The organism is Brenneria izadpanahii (assembly GCF_017569925.1).
GTDB lineage: Bacteria > Pseudomonadota > Gammaproteobacteria > Enterobacterales > Enterobacteriaceae > Brenneria > Brenneria izadpanahii.
This window is the reverse complement of record NZ_CP050854.1, coordinates 1,980,401-1,996,285: the sequence shown is the minus strand read 5'-3', so window position 1 is coordinate 1,996,285 and position 15,885 is coordinate 1,980,401. Positions and strand designations below refer to the sequence as shown.

The window sequence follows — 15,885 nt, the reverse complement described above, 5'->3', positions numbered from 1 at the left end:
GCGATATTTTATTTAATTTTAGACTATTCGTTACTGTAACAACCTCCATCCACTTTATATTTTTTTCATGAAACATCGTTTATCATAGATATGACGCGAGTAAATCCCAATGTGGTTATATATATTTTCGTTATATCTAGTACATTATTTCCTCAGTAATAATAGCCATGCAAAAAACAACTATCTCAAGTTGGGATAAACTGCTAATAATACATTAACTATGTTTTCCAAGATGCTACCGGAAGCCGCCATTCCAGGCAGCCTTTTTAACATCTTGCGATGAGCAGACCAGATATCAACATAGTCATCGCGTCAAGTTTTAAACTGTGACTATAAGGCGCAACAACTATGGTGTAGAATCCTGCGGTTTTTCTTTTTTGAATGAATTGTGAGCAAATAACATGCAACAACCACGAATTGGATTCGTTTCACTCGGCTGCCCGAAAAATCTGGTGGACTCCGAGAGGATCCTGACCGAATTACGTACTGAAGGTTATCAGGTGGTGCCGCGCTACAACGACGCCGAACTGGTGATCGTCAATACCTGTGGTTTTATTGACAGCGCCGTTCAGGAATCGCTGGAAGCCATCGGTGAAGCGCTGAATGAAAATGGCAAGGTTATCGTCACCGGCTGTCTGGGCGCGAAGGAGAATCAAATCCGGGAAGTTCATCCCAAAGTGTTGGAAATCACCGGCCCTCACAGCTACGAACAGGTGTTGTCGCACGTACATCAATATGTTCCCAAACCGGAACACAATCCGTTCACCAGCCTGGTGCCAGCCCAGGGCGTAAAGCTGACGCCGCGTCATTACGCCTACTTGAAAATATCGGAAGGCTGCAACCATCGCTGCACGTTCTGCATTATTCCATCCATGCGTGGCGATCTGGATAGCCGCCCGATCGGTTCGGTGCTGGATGAAGCGAAACGGCTGGTCGATTCCGGCGTCAAAGAATTGCTGGTGATCTCCCAGGATACCTCCGCCTACGGCGCCGATGTTAAGCAACGTACCGGTTTCTGGAACGGGCAACCGGTCAAAACCAGTATGGTCAGCCTGTGCGAACAGCTTGCTTCGCTGGGCGCGTGGGTTCGTTTGCATTACGTTTACCCCTATCCGCACGTGGACGATGTCATTCCGCTGATGGCCGAAGGGAAAATCCTGCCGTATCTGGATATTCCTTTACAGCACGCCAGCCCCCGCATCCTCAAGCTGATGAAACGTCCGGGCGCGATCGAAAAAACGCTGGAACGCATCAAACGCTGGCGGCAAATCTGCCCGGAACTGACATTACGGTCGACGTTTATCGTCGGCTTCCCTGGTGAAACGGAAGAGGATTTCCAGATGCTGCTGGATTTCCTGCAAGAAGCCAGACTGGATCGTGTCGGCTGTTTCAAATACAGCCCGGTGGAGGGCGCCGCGGCCAATCAGTTGCCCGATCAGGTGCCGGAAGAGATAAAAGAAGAACGTTATCATCGTTTCATGCAGCTTCAGCAAGTTATCTCCGCACAGCGCCTACAGGAAAAAATTGGTCGCCGGTTGCTGGTGTTGATTGATGAAGTCGATGATGAAGGCGCGATTGGCCGCAGCATGGCCGATGCGCCGGAGATCGACGGCGCGGTTTATCTGAACGGAGAAACCAACGTTAAGGTCGGCGATATCATTAGCGTAAAAATAGAGCATGCGGACGAATACGATCTGTGGGGCAGCCGGGTCTGACCTCTCCGATCGTCAGCCGGTCTTTTGCCCAGCAAGGGGCCGGCATGTTATTCAACCATCCGAATTTCATGCAAACGCGATAAAATACACCAATAATCACTCCCGGCGGCACCTGCTCCTTGCGTCCAACTTTCAGGTAAAGTAGCCTTGGAGCATGATTACTCCAATCGCCTTATCCGAGGCATAAGCATGTGGAAGCGCTTGATATACAGCCTATTAACAATTATTGGCTTACTGCTGCTGTCTGCTTTTGTCCTCGACCGCTGGATCAGTTGGAAAACCGCTCCTTACGTCTATGACGAACTGCAGGATCTGCCGTCGCGGCAGGTCGGCGTCGTACTGGGAACCGCCAAATATTATCGTACCGGCGTCATCAACCAGTATTATCTGTTCCGTATTCAAGGCGCGATGAATGCCTATAACAGCGGGAAAATCAGCTACCTGCTGCTGAGCGGCGACAATGCCCAGCAAAGTTACAACGAGCCGATGACCATGCGCCGCGATTTGATCGCCGCTGGCGTACCACCAGCGAATATCGTGCTGGATTATGCGGGATTTCGCACGCTGGACTCGATCGTCAGAACCCGAAAAGTCTTTGATACTAATGACTTCACCATCATTACCCAACGTTTTCATTGCGAACGGGCGTTATTTATTGCCTTGCATCTTGGCATTCAGGCGCAATGTTATGCGGTTCCATCGCCTAAAAACATAATGATGGTTCGCATGCGGGAATTCGGCGCCAGACTGGGAGCGCTGTTCGATCTGTATATTTTGAAACGGGAGCCGCGTTTTCTGGGACCGATAATCTCCATTCCGGCACAGCATAAAATTCCTGACGATGCGCAGGACTATCCTGCGGTTCTCCCGGAGCAGGTTCCCAATAATCCCGCCGCAACGGCCGTCTCCTCTTCCGAGCGCCCCACAGACGCGTCTACGGAGAAAGCGGCGCAATAGCGTCCTTTTCCGCCTGCTTCCGCAGTTGAACCGAAATCGCCTCAGGCCGCGCCGACGGCCCGGCTTCGCCCGCTGCCGTCACGGCGCGGTTTTCGCAACTGCTGCGGTTAACTTGCGCCACAGCCACTCAAACGGTCCCTGGCGGAAATATTTCAGCCAGTAGTGGGAAAAGGCCAGATTTATTCCCCAGATGACGGGAACGACAGCCGCCAGTTGCAGGCGATCAAGACGCATAAACAGCCCCAGGTGGTTAAACAGCGTGGTGCACACCAAGGTTTGCAACAGGTAGTTTGTCAGCGCCATACGGCCAGTTTCCGTAATCCAGTAGGTAATGCGCCATTTGCTCAGCGTTGGCCAAAAGCCATAACACAGCGCCAGATATCCCATCGCTTGTAAAGGCGCGCTCAATTCACGAGGGATCTGTAACAACAGGCCGCTCCAGCGATATTCCCAATGAACCAGCCATTGCGCCACGACCCCAATGCCATTAATGAATAACGCCAGCGGAATTATCCAGAGGGCAAGTCTGCGATAATGCATCAGGCTGAACTCGCCTTTTAGCCAACCGCTGCGCATCAATCCCGCGCCAAACAGCATCGAGCCGGCCAATAGCCAACCGTACTGAACGCCCAGCGACAATAAACTATCGATAAGTAAATCCACCCGGTTACGCCACGCTTCCGGTCCTCCCGACGTCTGCCAGTGAACCTCATAGGCGATATCAGCCGCTCCCGGCTGCCAGAATCGTCCCGGCTGCAGGCTGAGCAGTTGGCTTAACACCAGCAAAACGCACACCCCGACGAAATACATTATCGCGCCGCTGCGCAGCAAGACCCGGCTTCCCTCCGCATGGCGGATCATGCCGTAACACACCAGCCCGATCAGGCCATAATCCAGCAGGATGTCGCCATCCCAGAAGAAAATGGTATGAATCAGCCCTATCACCATCAGCCAGAAAAGCCGGGCATGGGTCCAATGGGTTCCCCTGGTCAACAGAAGCTGTAGCCCCGCGCCAAACAAAAGAGAAAACAGCGTCAGAAATTTCGCCTGCACCGTAAGATCCATAACGGCCCAGGTCCAGGCATCGGTCAGTGACGGCGTCCCCTGCCAGGCGGGATTGAGATAGGCGGCTTTCGGTAAACCGAATGCCGTAATGTTGAGTAATAAAATACCGAGTACGGCAACGCCGCGCGCAAAATCCAGCGTTGCGATACGTGGTGACGAAATGGGGTTAGCAGGCATAGATGTTACGTATCAGGTCATCGGGATCATGATTGTATTAACAGATGGGCGGAAATAATACGCATTTTATTTGTACCCTGGCTAATTCGCGTTGCGGAAAGCCGGCGGCAGAGACAAATTCGCCGGGAGCGAATTTGCCCCGCCAACGCGCATACGACTTGAAGTCTCACGGGGATATGCGGGCACTGACTCGGCCCGCATACAAATGCATCAGTTGTGATGGCGAACCGCGCGCAAAAACTCTTGACGGGTATTCTGGCTGGATTTAAACAGCCCGCCCAGCGACGTGGTAGTGGTCGCGCTGGTTGCGTCGCGGATACCGCGCGCCTTAACGCAATAATGCACGGCATCAATCGATACGGCGACATTGTTGGTGCCCAGCAGCGTTTGCAAGGCAATCAGGATTTGCTGAGTCAACCGCTCCTGAACCTGCGGGCGCTGAGAAAAGAACTGCACGATCCGGTTGATCTTCGATAAACCGATCACGCCGTCTTTCGGAATATAGGCAACGGTCGCTTTACCATCAATCGTCACAAAGTGATGTTCGCAGGTACTGGTCAAGGTAATGTCCCGGACTGTCACCATTTCATCCACCTTCATCTTATTCTCGATGATGGTGATTTTAGGGAAATTGGAGTAGTCCAGACCGGAAAATATTTCATCAACATACATTTTCGCAATGCGATGCGGCGTTTCCGCCAGACTGTCATCTTGCAAATCAAGGCTTAACAGATTCATGATCGCCGTCATATGCTCGGTAATCCGCTGCTTGCGCGTTTCTCGATCTAACAATTCTCCACGCAGCGGCGTTTCCAGGCCTCGCGCCATCAACGCTTCGTGAACCATGACGGCTTCTTTACTTAAAGATGACATTATTTTCTCCAGCAGGTGTTACTACTTAGAACTTATTCTTTCAGAATATTTTTGTTGAACCTGAGCAGCGTTGCAAGACGCTATCGCGGGTGAACGCCCGGCAGAGCGAGCGGTCCGGGAGGGTGCATATCCTCAGTGCCGTATATACCTTGCGCATCGCGCTCAAACTGTCTGCGCCAATGACGCCGATTGGAATAGGTTCCTAATATTGACGTCGGTCGAACCGAAACGCCGGCACCACTGTAGTTGAGAGAGAAACAATTATCCAGTGATAGTGCGTCATGATAGCTGAAATAGCTTCAGGTTATCATCCGCCGAACGCTTACGCCTTCAGGCCGCCGGACCAACATCCCGGCGATGATTAATCCGCCGCCGGCAATATAAAGCGCCGATTCAAGACCGTGCGTCAGCGTCGGCCGACACTAGAAAACCACGTAACACAATGTTAAACGCCTTGCTTGTTACATGAACGTTGCCAATGGTGTGGCCTATCGTTAAACTCACGGAAGTGAATAATTAAGACAAAGTTAATTACAAAAAGAGAATGCATGGATCCGATTCAGTCACGCATGTTCTGCCTGGTCACCGAAACCGGTTCGGTCGTCCGTACGGCAGAACGCCTTCACCAGGCGCCATCGAACCTCACTACCCGCCTGCGGCGGCTTGGGCAGGATTTGGGAGCCGGCCTTTAATTACCACGGGAAATAGCCGATACGTCGGCCAGGCTCATCTGGCGGCGTGATGCCTTCGGCCCCAATATCGCCGTTCTGAAAAAGCTCAGCGCCGAGCGCATCTCCAGCCAGAAGAATATTCACTAAAATTACTTAACAGCCAATCATAAACTTTTTCGCAACATAACGCCGCAATAGGAGTCTCACCATGCAAACGATAAAAACCCGCGCCGCCGTCGCCTGGGGCCCTAACCAACCGCTTTCCATTGAAGAAGTGGATCTGATGCCGCCCCAAAAGGGCGAAGTGTTGGTACGTATTGTCGCCAGCGGCGTTTGCCATACCGACGCCTATACCCTTTCAGGCAAAGATCCCGAAGGCGTTTTCCCGGCCATTCTCGGTCATGAAGGCGGCGGCATTGTTGAAGCCATCGGCGAAGGCGTGACCAGCGTAGCCGTCGGCGATCACGTTATTCCGTTGTACACCCCGGAATGCGGCGAATGTAAATTCTGCCGTTCAGGAAAAACCAACCTGTGTCAGGCGATTCGCGCCACACAAGGCAAAGGGTTAATGCCCGACGGCACCACCCGCTTCTCTAAGAACGGTCAGCCGATTTTTCATTACATGGGAACATCGACTTTTGCCGAGCATACCGTCGTACCGGAAATTTCGCTGGCTAAAATCAGCAAGGAAGCGCCGCTTGAAGAGGTCTGTCTGCTTGGCTGCGGCGTAACCACAGGAATGGGAGCGGTGATCAACACCGCCAAGGTGAAACCCGGCGACAGCGTCGCCATTTTCGGCCTCGGCGGCATCGGGCTATCGGCGATTATCGGCGCGCAGATGGCCGGCGCCGGACGAATTATCGGCATTGATATCAATACCAGCAAATTCGATCTGGCGCGCAAGCTGGGAGCCACCGATCTGATTAACCCCCAAGATTACGATAAGCCGATTCAGGACGTTATCGTCGAACTGACCGACGGCGGCGTTGACTTCTCCTTTGAATGTATCGGTAACGTCAACGTGATGCGTTCGGCGCTGGAGTGCTGCCACAAGGGCTGGGGCGAATCGGTGATTATCGGCGTGGCCGGCGCGGGGGAAGAAATCTCCACCCGTCCGTTCCAACTGGTAACCGGCCGGGTGTGGCGCGGTTCGGCGTTCGGCGGAGTGAAAGGCCGCAGCCAGCTGCCGGGCATTGTACAGCGCTATATGGATGGCGAATTCCCGCTCAGCGATTTTATTACTCACACCATGGGCCTGGAAGAGATCAATAACGCATTCGATTTAATGCATGAAGGCAAGTCGATCCGTTCTGTTATCCATTTCAGCTAAACGCCGTCACGGAGGCCGCGCAGAGATGAATTCATCACTGGAACTTCTGGAAGAGCACCGCCTATTCGGCGGTTGGCAACGGCGCTATCGCCATGCATCCGACACGCTGAATTGCAGTATGACGTTCAGCATCTATATACCGCCGATGCCGGATGATGCCCCATCGCCGGTGCTTTACTGGCTATCGGGGCTGACCTGTAATGATGAAAACTTCACCACCAAATCCGGCGCTCAACGCACTGCCGCTGAATTGGGTATCGTTCTGGTCATGCCGGATACCAGCCCGCGGGGGGAAGACGTCGCGGATGACGCCGGATACGATCTTGGTCAGGGAGCCGGATTTTACGTCAATGCCTCCCAGCAACCCTGGGCCGAACACTACCGGATGTATGACTACATATATCAGGAACTGCCGGCATTGATTCAGCAGAGTTTTAACGTTAACCGCCGCCAGTCCATCAGCGGACACTCCATGGGCGGGCACGGCGCGTTGATGCTTGCGTTACGGAATCCGGGCAGCTACCTGTCCGCTTCCGCCTTTGCGCCTATCGTCAACCCCAGCCAGACCCCCTGGGGACGCAAAGCGCTCAGCGCCTATCTGGGCGAGGATGAAACGCAGTGGCTGCAGTATGACAGTTGCCATCTACTGGCAAACAGCCAGAGCAAACTACCTATGCTTGTCGATCAGGGCGATGGCGATAACTTTTTACCCGATCAGTTGCAACCGGCGAAACTGGCCGAATTGGCACGCCTGCACGACTGGCCGCTCACGCTGAGAATGCAGCCCGGTTACGACCATAGCTACTTCTTCATCGCCAGCTTTATTGAAGATCACCTCCGCTTTCACGCCCGGTATTTACATCGGCAATAGCGTAGCGCCCCTGTGCGTTACGCTCTATTTTTAACCGCAAATCGGGAATCGGCCTCGCTGGTTCCTGATTTTTTCTGAATAAAGAAAAAAAACGGTATGCCGATAAAATACTATTGCAAAGGCGTATAATTGCCGTTGCACAAGGCACCTTATTGCCGTGCAATCATGACCGCCTGACAAATAATTCAAATAATTCGGCTGGGAGTAGTTGATTTTGCAAAGAAAACGGGTTTCATCATCAGAATTGTTCGCCGTCGGATACGACGCCGAAAATAGCGTATTAGAAATAGAACTGCTGAACGGCAGCATATATCAATATATCGGCGTAGCGCGGATGATTTATGAAGAGCTAATGTCGAGTACGGCCAAACACCGGTACTACGCTCGTTATATTAAAAGCTCATTTCCCTATGAGAAATTGCAGTAATAAAACGGAAGAATTAGGCGTTGTTCCCGGCAGTCTCCTAATTCTTCATCCGGTTTATCCCGCCGCCGTCTCCACCGTGTTAAGCGCATCCAGCAGCACCGATTCATTCAGCGTTAACGGTAAATAGTGAATGGATTCGCTCGGCTGCAAGGCCCTCTCAATCACCGCTTGAATAGACGCGCGATCGTTAATATCCACATCCAGTTCGGCCAGCGAAGTCGGCAATCCCAATACCTTGAATGCGGCCTTCAACTGCCGTAGCGTATCGAGATCCTTTTGCAGCGCGCTTTGCACCAGAATGCCATACGCCACCTTGGTTCCATGCAGGAACCGCTCCGTCTGCGGCAATACCGTTAACCCATTATGAACCGCATGCGCGGCGGCAACCCGCGTGTAGCGCTCTCCCAGCCCGCCGACCATGCCGCCGCCGGCAATAATGGCATCGACGACATCAAGAAAATCCTGCGTCAGCGCACCGCTGGCCGCGGCGTCCAACGCGGAGGCGCTTTTTTGCAGCAATACGTCACGAATATCCAGCGCGGTTTGCAGCCCAAGCCGAACCGTCAACGGCAAGGTTTCCGGCCGGGGGCTTAGCACCACTGCCTCATACCATTTCGCCAGCGTATCCCCCACCCCGGCCAACAGGTATTCCGCCGGCGCCGCTAAAATAATGCGCGGCTCCACCAACACCAGATGGTTGGCGTCGGTAAAAATTTCAAACCCCAGCGCTTGACCTTCATCGGTGTACCAGACGGAAAGCGGCGTCCAGGCGGCGCAGGTGGCCGCAATCGTCGGGATCGCCACCAGCGGCGCGCCCACTCGGCGCGCCACGACTTTTGCCGTATCCAGCACCGCGCCGCCGCCGATACCGATCACAACCTGACAGCTATCCCCGGCCTCGGCCACCAGCTTCGCCACTTCGCCTTCGCTGCAGTGCGCGCCGAACAAGACGCGCCGGGCGGACGGCGACTCGAATTCAGCCGGAAGATAAGGCCTGGCGGCCGCTAACGCCCGTTCGCCGTAGATCCACAGCGCGTTGTTCAGCACCGCGGGCGGATAAAACTCCAGCAGCTTATCGATTGCGCCAGGAAAGGAAAAATAGTTGGCTGGACCGACCTGTACGCGGATTGCCGTTGTATTCATATTCTGATGTCCTTCAGGGTGCCATGCCGATACGAGAAATGGCGGTAATAAGGAGAATGCGCTAATAACGCTATCTTATTCACTTACCAAACAGGGTTTAAGAATTTTTTTGCTTAACTTATTCTTTTTCATTCGTAGTTTAGCGCCCTTCCGGCGCTGAATCCGAATTGAATCATGTTAGTTATGTGTTACATTTCAGGCCAGTTTTCTGATGATATTCACCGCCAAGAGCGTTACTGAACATGACTTCCACCGCCCAACGAACACGGCTGGAAATGCGCAACATTTCCATCTCTTTTTCCGGCTTTCATGCGCTGAAGCAGGTTGATTTCACGCTAGAGGGCGGCTCTATTCATGCATTAACCGGCGCCAACGGCGCGGGCAAATCAACGCTGATGACCATCCTGTCCGGCGCCTACCGTCATTACAGCGGCGATATTATTATTGATGGCACGCGGGTTGATATTCATTCCCCGCGCGCAGCCAAACAGCATGGCATCCATCTGGTGCAGCAGGAGGTGGATGTCGCCCTGGTGCCGACGTTGTCCGTCGCAGAGAATATTATGCTGGATACGCTGGCCCAGACCGGCCATGTTCTCAACTGGCCGCAGGTTTATCGCCAGGCGCAGGCGTTGCTCGATCAGCTCGGCATCCGTCTGAATGTGCGGCGGCGGCTGGACCGTTGCTCGCTGGCGGAAAAACAGCAAATTCTATTGGCCAGAGCGCTATCTCATGAATGCCGTTTTTTAATTCTGGATGAACCGACTGCCCCGCTCGATCAGGCGGAAAGCGCCCGGCTGTTCCAGGTGGTCCGCCGTTTACAGGCCACAGGCATCGGCATCGTTTTCATTTCTCACCGCATCCATGAATTAAGTGAAATCTGCGATACGCTGACGGTGCTGCGAGACGGCGAGTTCGTCAGCAGCGGCCCGATGCAGGGGCTAAGCGGGGAGCAAATCGTTGAAAGAATGCTGGGGCACCGGCTGGATGATATTTTCCCGCCGCGGCGTCGCGCGGCATTACAGGATCCCTTGCTAAAGGTTAAAGGACTGCACGATGAAACCCTGTTGCGGGACATCTCGCTGACGTTGCGTAAAGGCGAGATTCTCGGGATCGCCGGGCTGGCGGGCGCAGGCAAAACCGAACTGTGTAAAGCGTTGTTCGGCGCCGCCCCCTGCCAAATTGAACAAGGCGAATATCAAGGCGGCTCATGGCGTCCCCATTCGCCATACCGGTCGGTCGAACAGGGCATCGCATTAGTGCCCGAAGAACGCCGTAAGGAAGGCATCTTTATTGAAGAATCCGTCGCCATGAATCTTAGCGTCAGCGCCAGCAACAGCTTTTCCCGCTGGGGGGTATTCAGCCACCGTCAGGCGCTGTCCTGGGCGAAACAAATCATTCGCCAATTAGCCATTCGCACTACCGGGCCGATGCAAAAACTGGCCCGGCTATCCGGCGGCAATCAGCAAAAAGTGGCTATCGGCAAATGGCTGCGCAGCGAGGCGCAGGTGCTGATCTTCGATGAACCCACCAAAGGCGTCGATATCAAAGCGAGACAGGATCTGTTCTCGCTGATTGACGGCCTGGCCCGGCAGGGAAAAGGCATTATCTACGCCTCGGGCGAGTTTTCCGAACTCGTCGGGCTATGCGATCGCATCTGTGTATTGTGGGATGGGCGTATCGTCGCCGAACTGGATGCATCAACCATTGATGAAGAAACACTGTTACTGTATTCAACTGGAGGAACTCCCGCGTGAGTCACCAACTTTCACCTAACGGGGTTCTCCCCTTGCGTCACCGTTTTTTTGAATTCCTGTACAACTGGGGCATGCTGATCACCGTCGTCGCGCTGATCGCGCTCTTCGGTCTGGCATCGGACAATTTTCTCGATCCCTATAACATCATCAATATCCTGCGTTCGATCGCCATCGTGACCGTAATTGCGATCGGGGTGTCCATCTCCCTGTCGGTAGGCGGCTTCGATCTTTCCGTCGGTTCGACCGCCTCGCTGGCTAACGCGCTGGTGATTTCGCTGTTTGTCTGGCATGGCTTTGGCACCACCGAAGCCATCGTACTGACTTTGCTGCTGTGTACGCTGGTCGGTCTATTCAACGCCTTCCTTATCGTGGTGCTGAAAATTCCCGATATGCTGGCGACGCTCGCCAGCCTGTTTGTCATTCAGGGCGTGGCCATGACCTACAGCTACGGTGGCTCCATCACGCAGAATATGGTGCTGCCGAGCGGCGAAATGGCCGAGGGCGTCATTCCGGAATTCTTCGCCACGCTGGGACAGGTGCCGGTCATCGTCGTCATCATGCTGGTCGTCACTTTGGTGGTTCAGCTCTATCTGTCGCTGACCAAACATGGCCGCCGCATGTACGCCATCGGCGGTAATCCTGAGGCGGCGCGTCTGGCCGGGATCAGGACGGCGCGCTATCGGGTTCAGGCGTATATTCTGTCTTCGCTGCTGGCGGCGCTAGGGGGGATTTTACTGGCTTCCCGTATCGGTTCCTCACAGGTCAATGCCGGCGGCGGCTATTTAATGGACGCCGTCGCCGCCGCCTATATCGGTTTCTCGCTGGCGGGTTCCGGCAAGCCGAACGCGTTGGGAACGCTGGTGGGCGCGGTCATTCTCGGCGTGCTGCAAAACGGGTTGGTCATGCTTTCCGTTCCGTACTACGCCATGGATATCATAAAAGGTCTGGTGTTGGCGCTGGCTCTCGCCATGACCTATATCCAGAAACGCTGATGATTGCCGCCGTGTGACAAAAAATAAACTGATACGGGTTCAGCAACCCGTATCAGATGCTTATCGGCGATCAGAAGGTGACATTCACGCCCACGTTATAACGGCGTCCGTCCAAAACCGTTTCATAGGTTTCATAATCAACGCGTTTATCGAGCACATTGTAGACGCCGCCCAATAACTGCACGTCTTTGGTTACCTGATACGTCGCCCCGATATCGACAAACGTATAGGACGGCGTAGGCGAAGACATAGTGGTGCGGCCTAAATATTCTGAAGTCTTCCCGCGATAATTCACCCGCGCCCAGGCGCCCAGATCCTCGGTGGCTTTCCAGTTCAATGTGCTATTGAACATATGCTTCGGCATCTGGTTTAACGGCTTGCCTTTAAACTCGCCGCTCTTCTGTTCCGAATAGGTATAGGTGTAGCTGGAGGCTAGCGATAAATCGTCGGTAATGTCCCAGTTGAACGTCGATTCAACCCCGCGCATGATCGCTTTATCAACATTGATCCGATGACTGATGAAGCGATAGTTATGGCCGTCATACGGACAGGCGGCCGTTTGGCCGGTAGGAGTTTCACATTCACGGGCCTCGGTGATTTTATCTTTGTAATCCGTATTAAAGAGCGTTACGCCGAAATTCATCCCTTCACGGTTATCCCAGATGATACCGACTTCCTGGCTCAGACTTTTTTCCGGCTTAAGATCCGGATTTCCCAGAATGATCGCATTACCCGCCCGGCCCCCGGTTGCCTGCCCCCAGTTTTTAACCGTATGACGCAAATCGGGCGACCGATACCCGGCCGACACCCCGCCCTTCAACGTCCACTGCTCCGCCAGGTGCCATACGCCATAGGCTCTGGGCGTCCAATGCGAACCATAGTTTTCATCGCTATCCATCCGCAGACCGGTGGTCAGCGCAAAATCGTTGGTCATTTGCCATTCGTCTTCGGCAAACAGCGCCCAGCTCTTGCGCGTCAGTTTCTCCAGATCCTGCGCCGTCGACAGCTGATTGCCCTTATCGTTTAAAGACTCATAGCGATACTGTCCGCCCAGACTCAAGGTATGGTCGCCAAGGTAAACGGATGTCTGAGTATTGAAAACGGTATTATCCAGTTTCATTTCACGGTTCGGATTACGGGTTTCCTCGCGCTGGATATAGCTGGTTGTTATGCCGAAATCGTAGATTCCGTTGTGGGTGATCGCATAATTATTACGCTCATAGCGAACATCGGACTCGGTGTCCGAGACTTCAATCGATTTACCCGGCGTGACGTTTCTGTCCTGTACCGAATGGGATAAATCAAAGTCCAGCGTATTCTTTTCATCGGGCGTTAGCGTGAATGTCACCCCGCCATTACGCATACGCTGCTCGTTATAGCCGTTAACGATTCTATCTTCGCTGCGATGCGAAAGCAGACCATTAACCTGAACGCCTAAAAGACCGTCAATCAGCGGACCTGCGGCATAGATACTCGATTGATAGATATCGCCTGAATCGCGATCTTCCTGAATCGTCGCATCCCCGCGCACCGACGCCGTCCATTCACTGTGCGTTTTCCGGGTAATGATGTTAATTACCCCGCCCATCGCATCAGAACCATACAGCGAAGACATCGGGCCGCGAACCACCTCGATCCGCTCAATGGCGGCAAGCGGCGGCAGCCATCCCTGTTCAATCCCGGAGTTATCGCTGTTCGGGCGCGTACCCCGCGTATCAACTCGTTTCCCATCCACAAGAATCAGGGTGTATTTAGACGACATACCGCGAATACTGATATCGCTGCTGCTGGCGCCGCCGGTTACCACAACGCCGGGTACATCTTTCAGCGCGTCGGTAACATCACGGTAGGCCTTGGTTTCCAGCTGTTCGCGAGAAATAACGGAAATAGAGGCGGCGGAATCCTCGATCTTTTGTTCATAGCCGGAAGCCGTTACCACCATCACATCCTGCTGCGTGGCGCCGACCACGGATGTAGAAGCGGTTGCCGCCAGAGCCAGCGCGACTGATTTTCTTATACTGATTGCCATGTTTTTGCCCTTCTAAAAACGGATGGGTTACGTTGAGTTTTTTTGCCAAATACAGTGTAATTAATTCGAAATAATTGTAAATATAAATAACTATCATTTACATAATCATTAGCCTGTACAATATTTTATAAAAAACAACATATAAAACATGATATTACAGTGAACATGCTGAACGATTGCAGACGAAATGAAACGCATTCGTAAGGATTAGGTAAACAACTTTATTCAATTTTTATGATTAAAAGAGGAGAAGCGATGGCGGGCAAAGGGAAACAGAAACGCAAAGCAGACAAAAAGCAGACAAGGTAAAGAGTAGATTAACGGCGTAAACCGGGCCGTCCCTGCGCGGAGGGACAACCCGATAACAACCGCGCTTATTTATGTTCCGGGAACGTCATATCCTGATATTTGATGAAGCGCGTCCCCCGAGAGAATTTATAGCCGAACCAGATCAGCAGAAACAGCGGAATGCCGATATAGGTTGCCGTGACGCCATACCAGTCGATCTTATCTTCCAGGAAAGCCTGGTAGTTCTGCCCCAATGTAATAACCAGGCAAAGCACAAAGGCGAACAACGGCCCCAGCGGAAAGAAACGGGAAAGGTATGGAAGACGGTTCAGATCGAGTCCGGCCTTGACATAACCGCGACGGAAACGATAGTGACTGATGGCGATGCCCAGCCAGGCGATAAAGCCGGTCATGCCTGAGGTGTTTAACAACCAAAGATAGACCGTTTGGTTGCCATACATGGACGACAAAAAGCACAATGCGGCAATCACAGCGGTCGCATATAGCGCATTGCGGGGTACGCCGCCTTTTGACAGTTTGGCGAAAAGACGCGGCGCTTTCCCCTCAGACGCCAGCGTAAACAGCATGCGGGTGCAGGCATACATCCCGGAGTTGCCCGCAGACAGCACCGCGGTGAGAATAACCGCGTTCATCACCGCCGCCGCGGAAAGCAAACCGGCATGTTGGAATACCAGCGTGAACGGGCTGACGGCAATATCTTTTACGTCATTACGCAGCAGATTCGGGTCGGTGTATGGAATGATCAGGCTGATGATCAGAATAGCGAAGATATAAAACAGCAGAATACGCCAAAACACCTGACGAATGGCGCGCGGAATATTTTCCCGCGGATTTTCTGATTCCCCGGCGGCCACGCCGATTAACTCCGTTCCCTGGAACGAGAAACCGACAATCATCGCCACGCCCACCATGGCGGAAAAACCACCGGCAAACGGCGCATCGCCAATCTGCCAATTGTGTATCCCCGCATTTTCAGCTCCGCGCAAGATCCCGACAATCATCAGGATGCCGACGGCGATAAAAATCACCACCGTCACGACTTTAATCAGCGAGAACCAATATTCCGCTTCGCCAAACCCTTTTACCGAAATGATGTTCAATAGCACCATCACGGCTAAAAATAGCGCGCTCCATATCCAACCGGGAACCTCCGGGAACCAGTATCCCATCACCAATTGGGCGGCGACCAGGTCGACCGCAATCGTTACGGCCCAGTTGTACCAATAATTCCAGCCCAGCGCGAAACCGAAGCCTTCTTCAACGTAGCGGGAGCCATAGGTGGCAAACGATCCGGATACCGGCATAAATGCCGCCAGTTCCCCCAGACTGGTCATGAGAAAATAGACCATCACGCCAATCAGAATGTAAGACAGTAACGCCCCACCCGGCCCGGCCTGTGAAACCGTTGCACCGGAAGCCACAAACAAACCGGTGCCTATCGAACCGCCTATCGCGATCATCGTCAAATGACGCGCCTTAAGTTCACGGCGCAGAGAATTTCTGCCCGGAACAGAATTTTGAATGTCTTGCTGAGCCATTATTATCCTGATTGCTCTTACTAAAAAATCG

Annotated in this window: 12 protein-coding genes and 1 pseudogene; 8 read left to right on the top strand and 5 right to left on the bottom strand. The window is 53.2% G+C overall.

Translation table 11 applies throughout. From position 1 onward, the window contains the following. The first annotated feature begins 401 nt into the window (after positions 1–401). Positions 402–1,715, top strand: a complete 1,314-nt coding sequence (rimO, locus tag HC231_RS08930) for a 30S ribosomal protein S12 methylthiotransferase RimO (protein ID WP_208230653.1) — start codon at positions 402–404, stop codon at positions 1,713–1,715. A 189-nt stretch (positions 1,716–1,904) separates the two neighbouring features. Then, positions 1,905–2,672, top strand: coding sequence for an outer membrane permeability protein SanA (gene sanA / locus HC231_RS08925; RefSeq protein ID WP_246494757.1), 768 nt, complete (start codon positions 1,905–1,907; stop codon positions 2,670–2,672). A gap of 78 nt (positions 2,673–2,750) precedes the next feature. Here the strand turns inward: sanA and yeiB are convergent, their stop codons facing one another. Together yeiB and folE are read right to left on the bottom strand one after the other, a co-directional pair. Next, the gene (yeiB, locus tag HC231_RS08920) at positions 2,751–3,914 is read right to left on the bottom strand and encodes a DUF418 domain-containing protein YeiB (RefSeq protein WP_208230652.1); all 1,164 of its coding nucleotides are present in this window, start codon (positions 3,912–3,914) and stop codon (positions 2,751–2,753) included. 210 nt (positions 3,915–4,124) lie between these two features. After that, positions 4,125–4,787, bottom strand: coding sequence for a GTP cyclohydrolase I FolE (gene folE / locus HC231_RS08915; RefSeq protein ID WP_208230651.1), 663 nt, complete (start codon positions 4,785–4,787; stop codon positions 4,125–4,127). Positions 4,788–5,335: 548 nt separating this feature from the next. On the opposite strand from folE, the pseudogene HC231_RS08910 reads away from it, so the two are divergent. The 4 genes and pseudogenes from HC231_RS08910 to HC231_RS08895 form a co-directional block, all read left to right on the top strand. Further along, positions 5,336–5,476 (top strand): annotated as a pseudogene (locus HC231_RS08910) (LysR family transcriptional regulator); the annotation flags it as partial. Between the two features lie 190 nt (positions 5,477–5,666). Next, entirely contained in the window at positions 5,667–6,788 is a 1,122-nt protein-coding gene (locus tag HC231_RS08905) for an S-(hydroxymethyl)glutathione dehydrogenase/class III alcohol dehydrogenase (RefSeq protein ID WP_208230649.1), read from the top strand. Between the two features lie 25 nt (positions 6,789–6,813). Then, a complete protein-coding gene (fghA, locus tag HC231_RS08900; RefSeq protein ID WP_208230648.1) occupies positions 6,814–7,659 on the top strand; it encodes an S-formylglutathione hydrolase in 846 nt (281 codons plus the stop codon). Between the two features lie 214 nt (positions 7,660–7,873). Then, on the top strand, positions 7,874–8,086 hold the full coding sequence (locus tag HC231_RS08895) for a KTSC domain-containing protein (RefSeq protein ID WP_208230647.1): 213 nt from the start codon (positions 7,874–7,876) through the stop codon (positions 8,084–8,086). Between the two features lie 54 nt (positions 8,087–8,140). On the opposite strand, the gene HC231_RS08890 is transcribed toward HC231_RS08895, so the two are convergent. Further along, entirely contained in the window at positions 8,141–9,229 is a 1,089-nt protein-coding gene (locus HC231_RS08890; RefSeq protein WP_208230646.1) for an oxidoreductase, read from the bottom strand. A gap of 242 nt (positions 9,230–9,471) precedes the next feature. Here HC231_RS08890 and HC231_RS08885 point away from each other — a divergent pair, with 242 nt between their 5' ends. Both HC231_RS08885 and HC231_RS08880 read left to right on the top strand, forming a co-directional pair. Continuing rightward, entirely contained in the window at positions 9,472–10,986 is a 1,515-nt protein-coding gene (locus HC231_RS08885) for a sugar ABC transporter ATP-binding protein (protein WP_208230645.1), read from the top strand. 71 nt (positions 10,987–11,057) lie between these two features. Further along, entirely contained in the window at positions 11,058–11,978 is a 921-nt protein-coding gene (locus HC231_RS08880; protein WP_246494808.1) for an ABC transporter permease, read from the top strand. A 70-nt stretch (positions 11,979–12,048) separates the two neighbouring features. On the opposite strand, the gene HC231_RS08875 is transcribed toward HC231_RS08880, so the two are convergent. Then, a complete protein-coding gene (locus HC231_RS08875) occupies positions 12,049–14,007 on the bottom strand; it encodes a ligand-gated channel protein (RefSeq protein WP_208230643.1) in 1,959 nt (652 codons plus the stop codon). A gap of 374 nt (positions 14,008–14,381) precedes the next feature. After that, entirely contained in the window at positions 14,382–15,854 is a 1,473-nt protein-coding gene (locus tag HC231_RS08870) for an amino acid permease (RefSeq protein WP_208230642.1), read from the bottom strand. Positions 15,855–15,885: the final 31 nt, after the last annotated feature.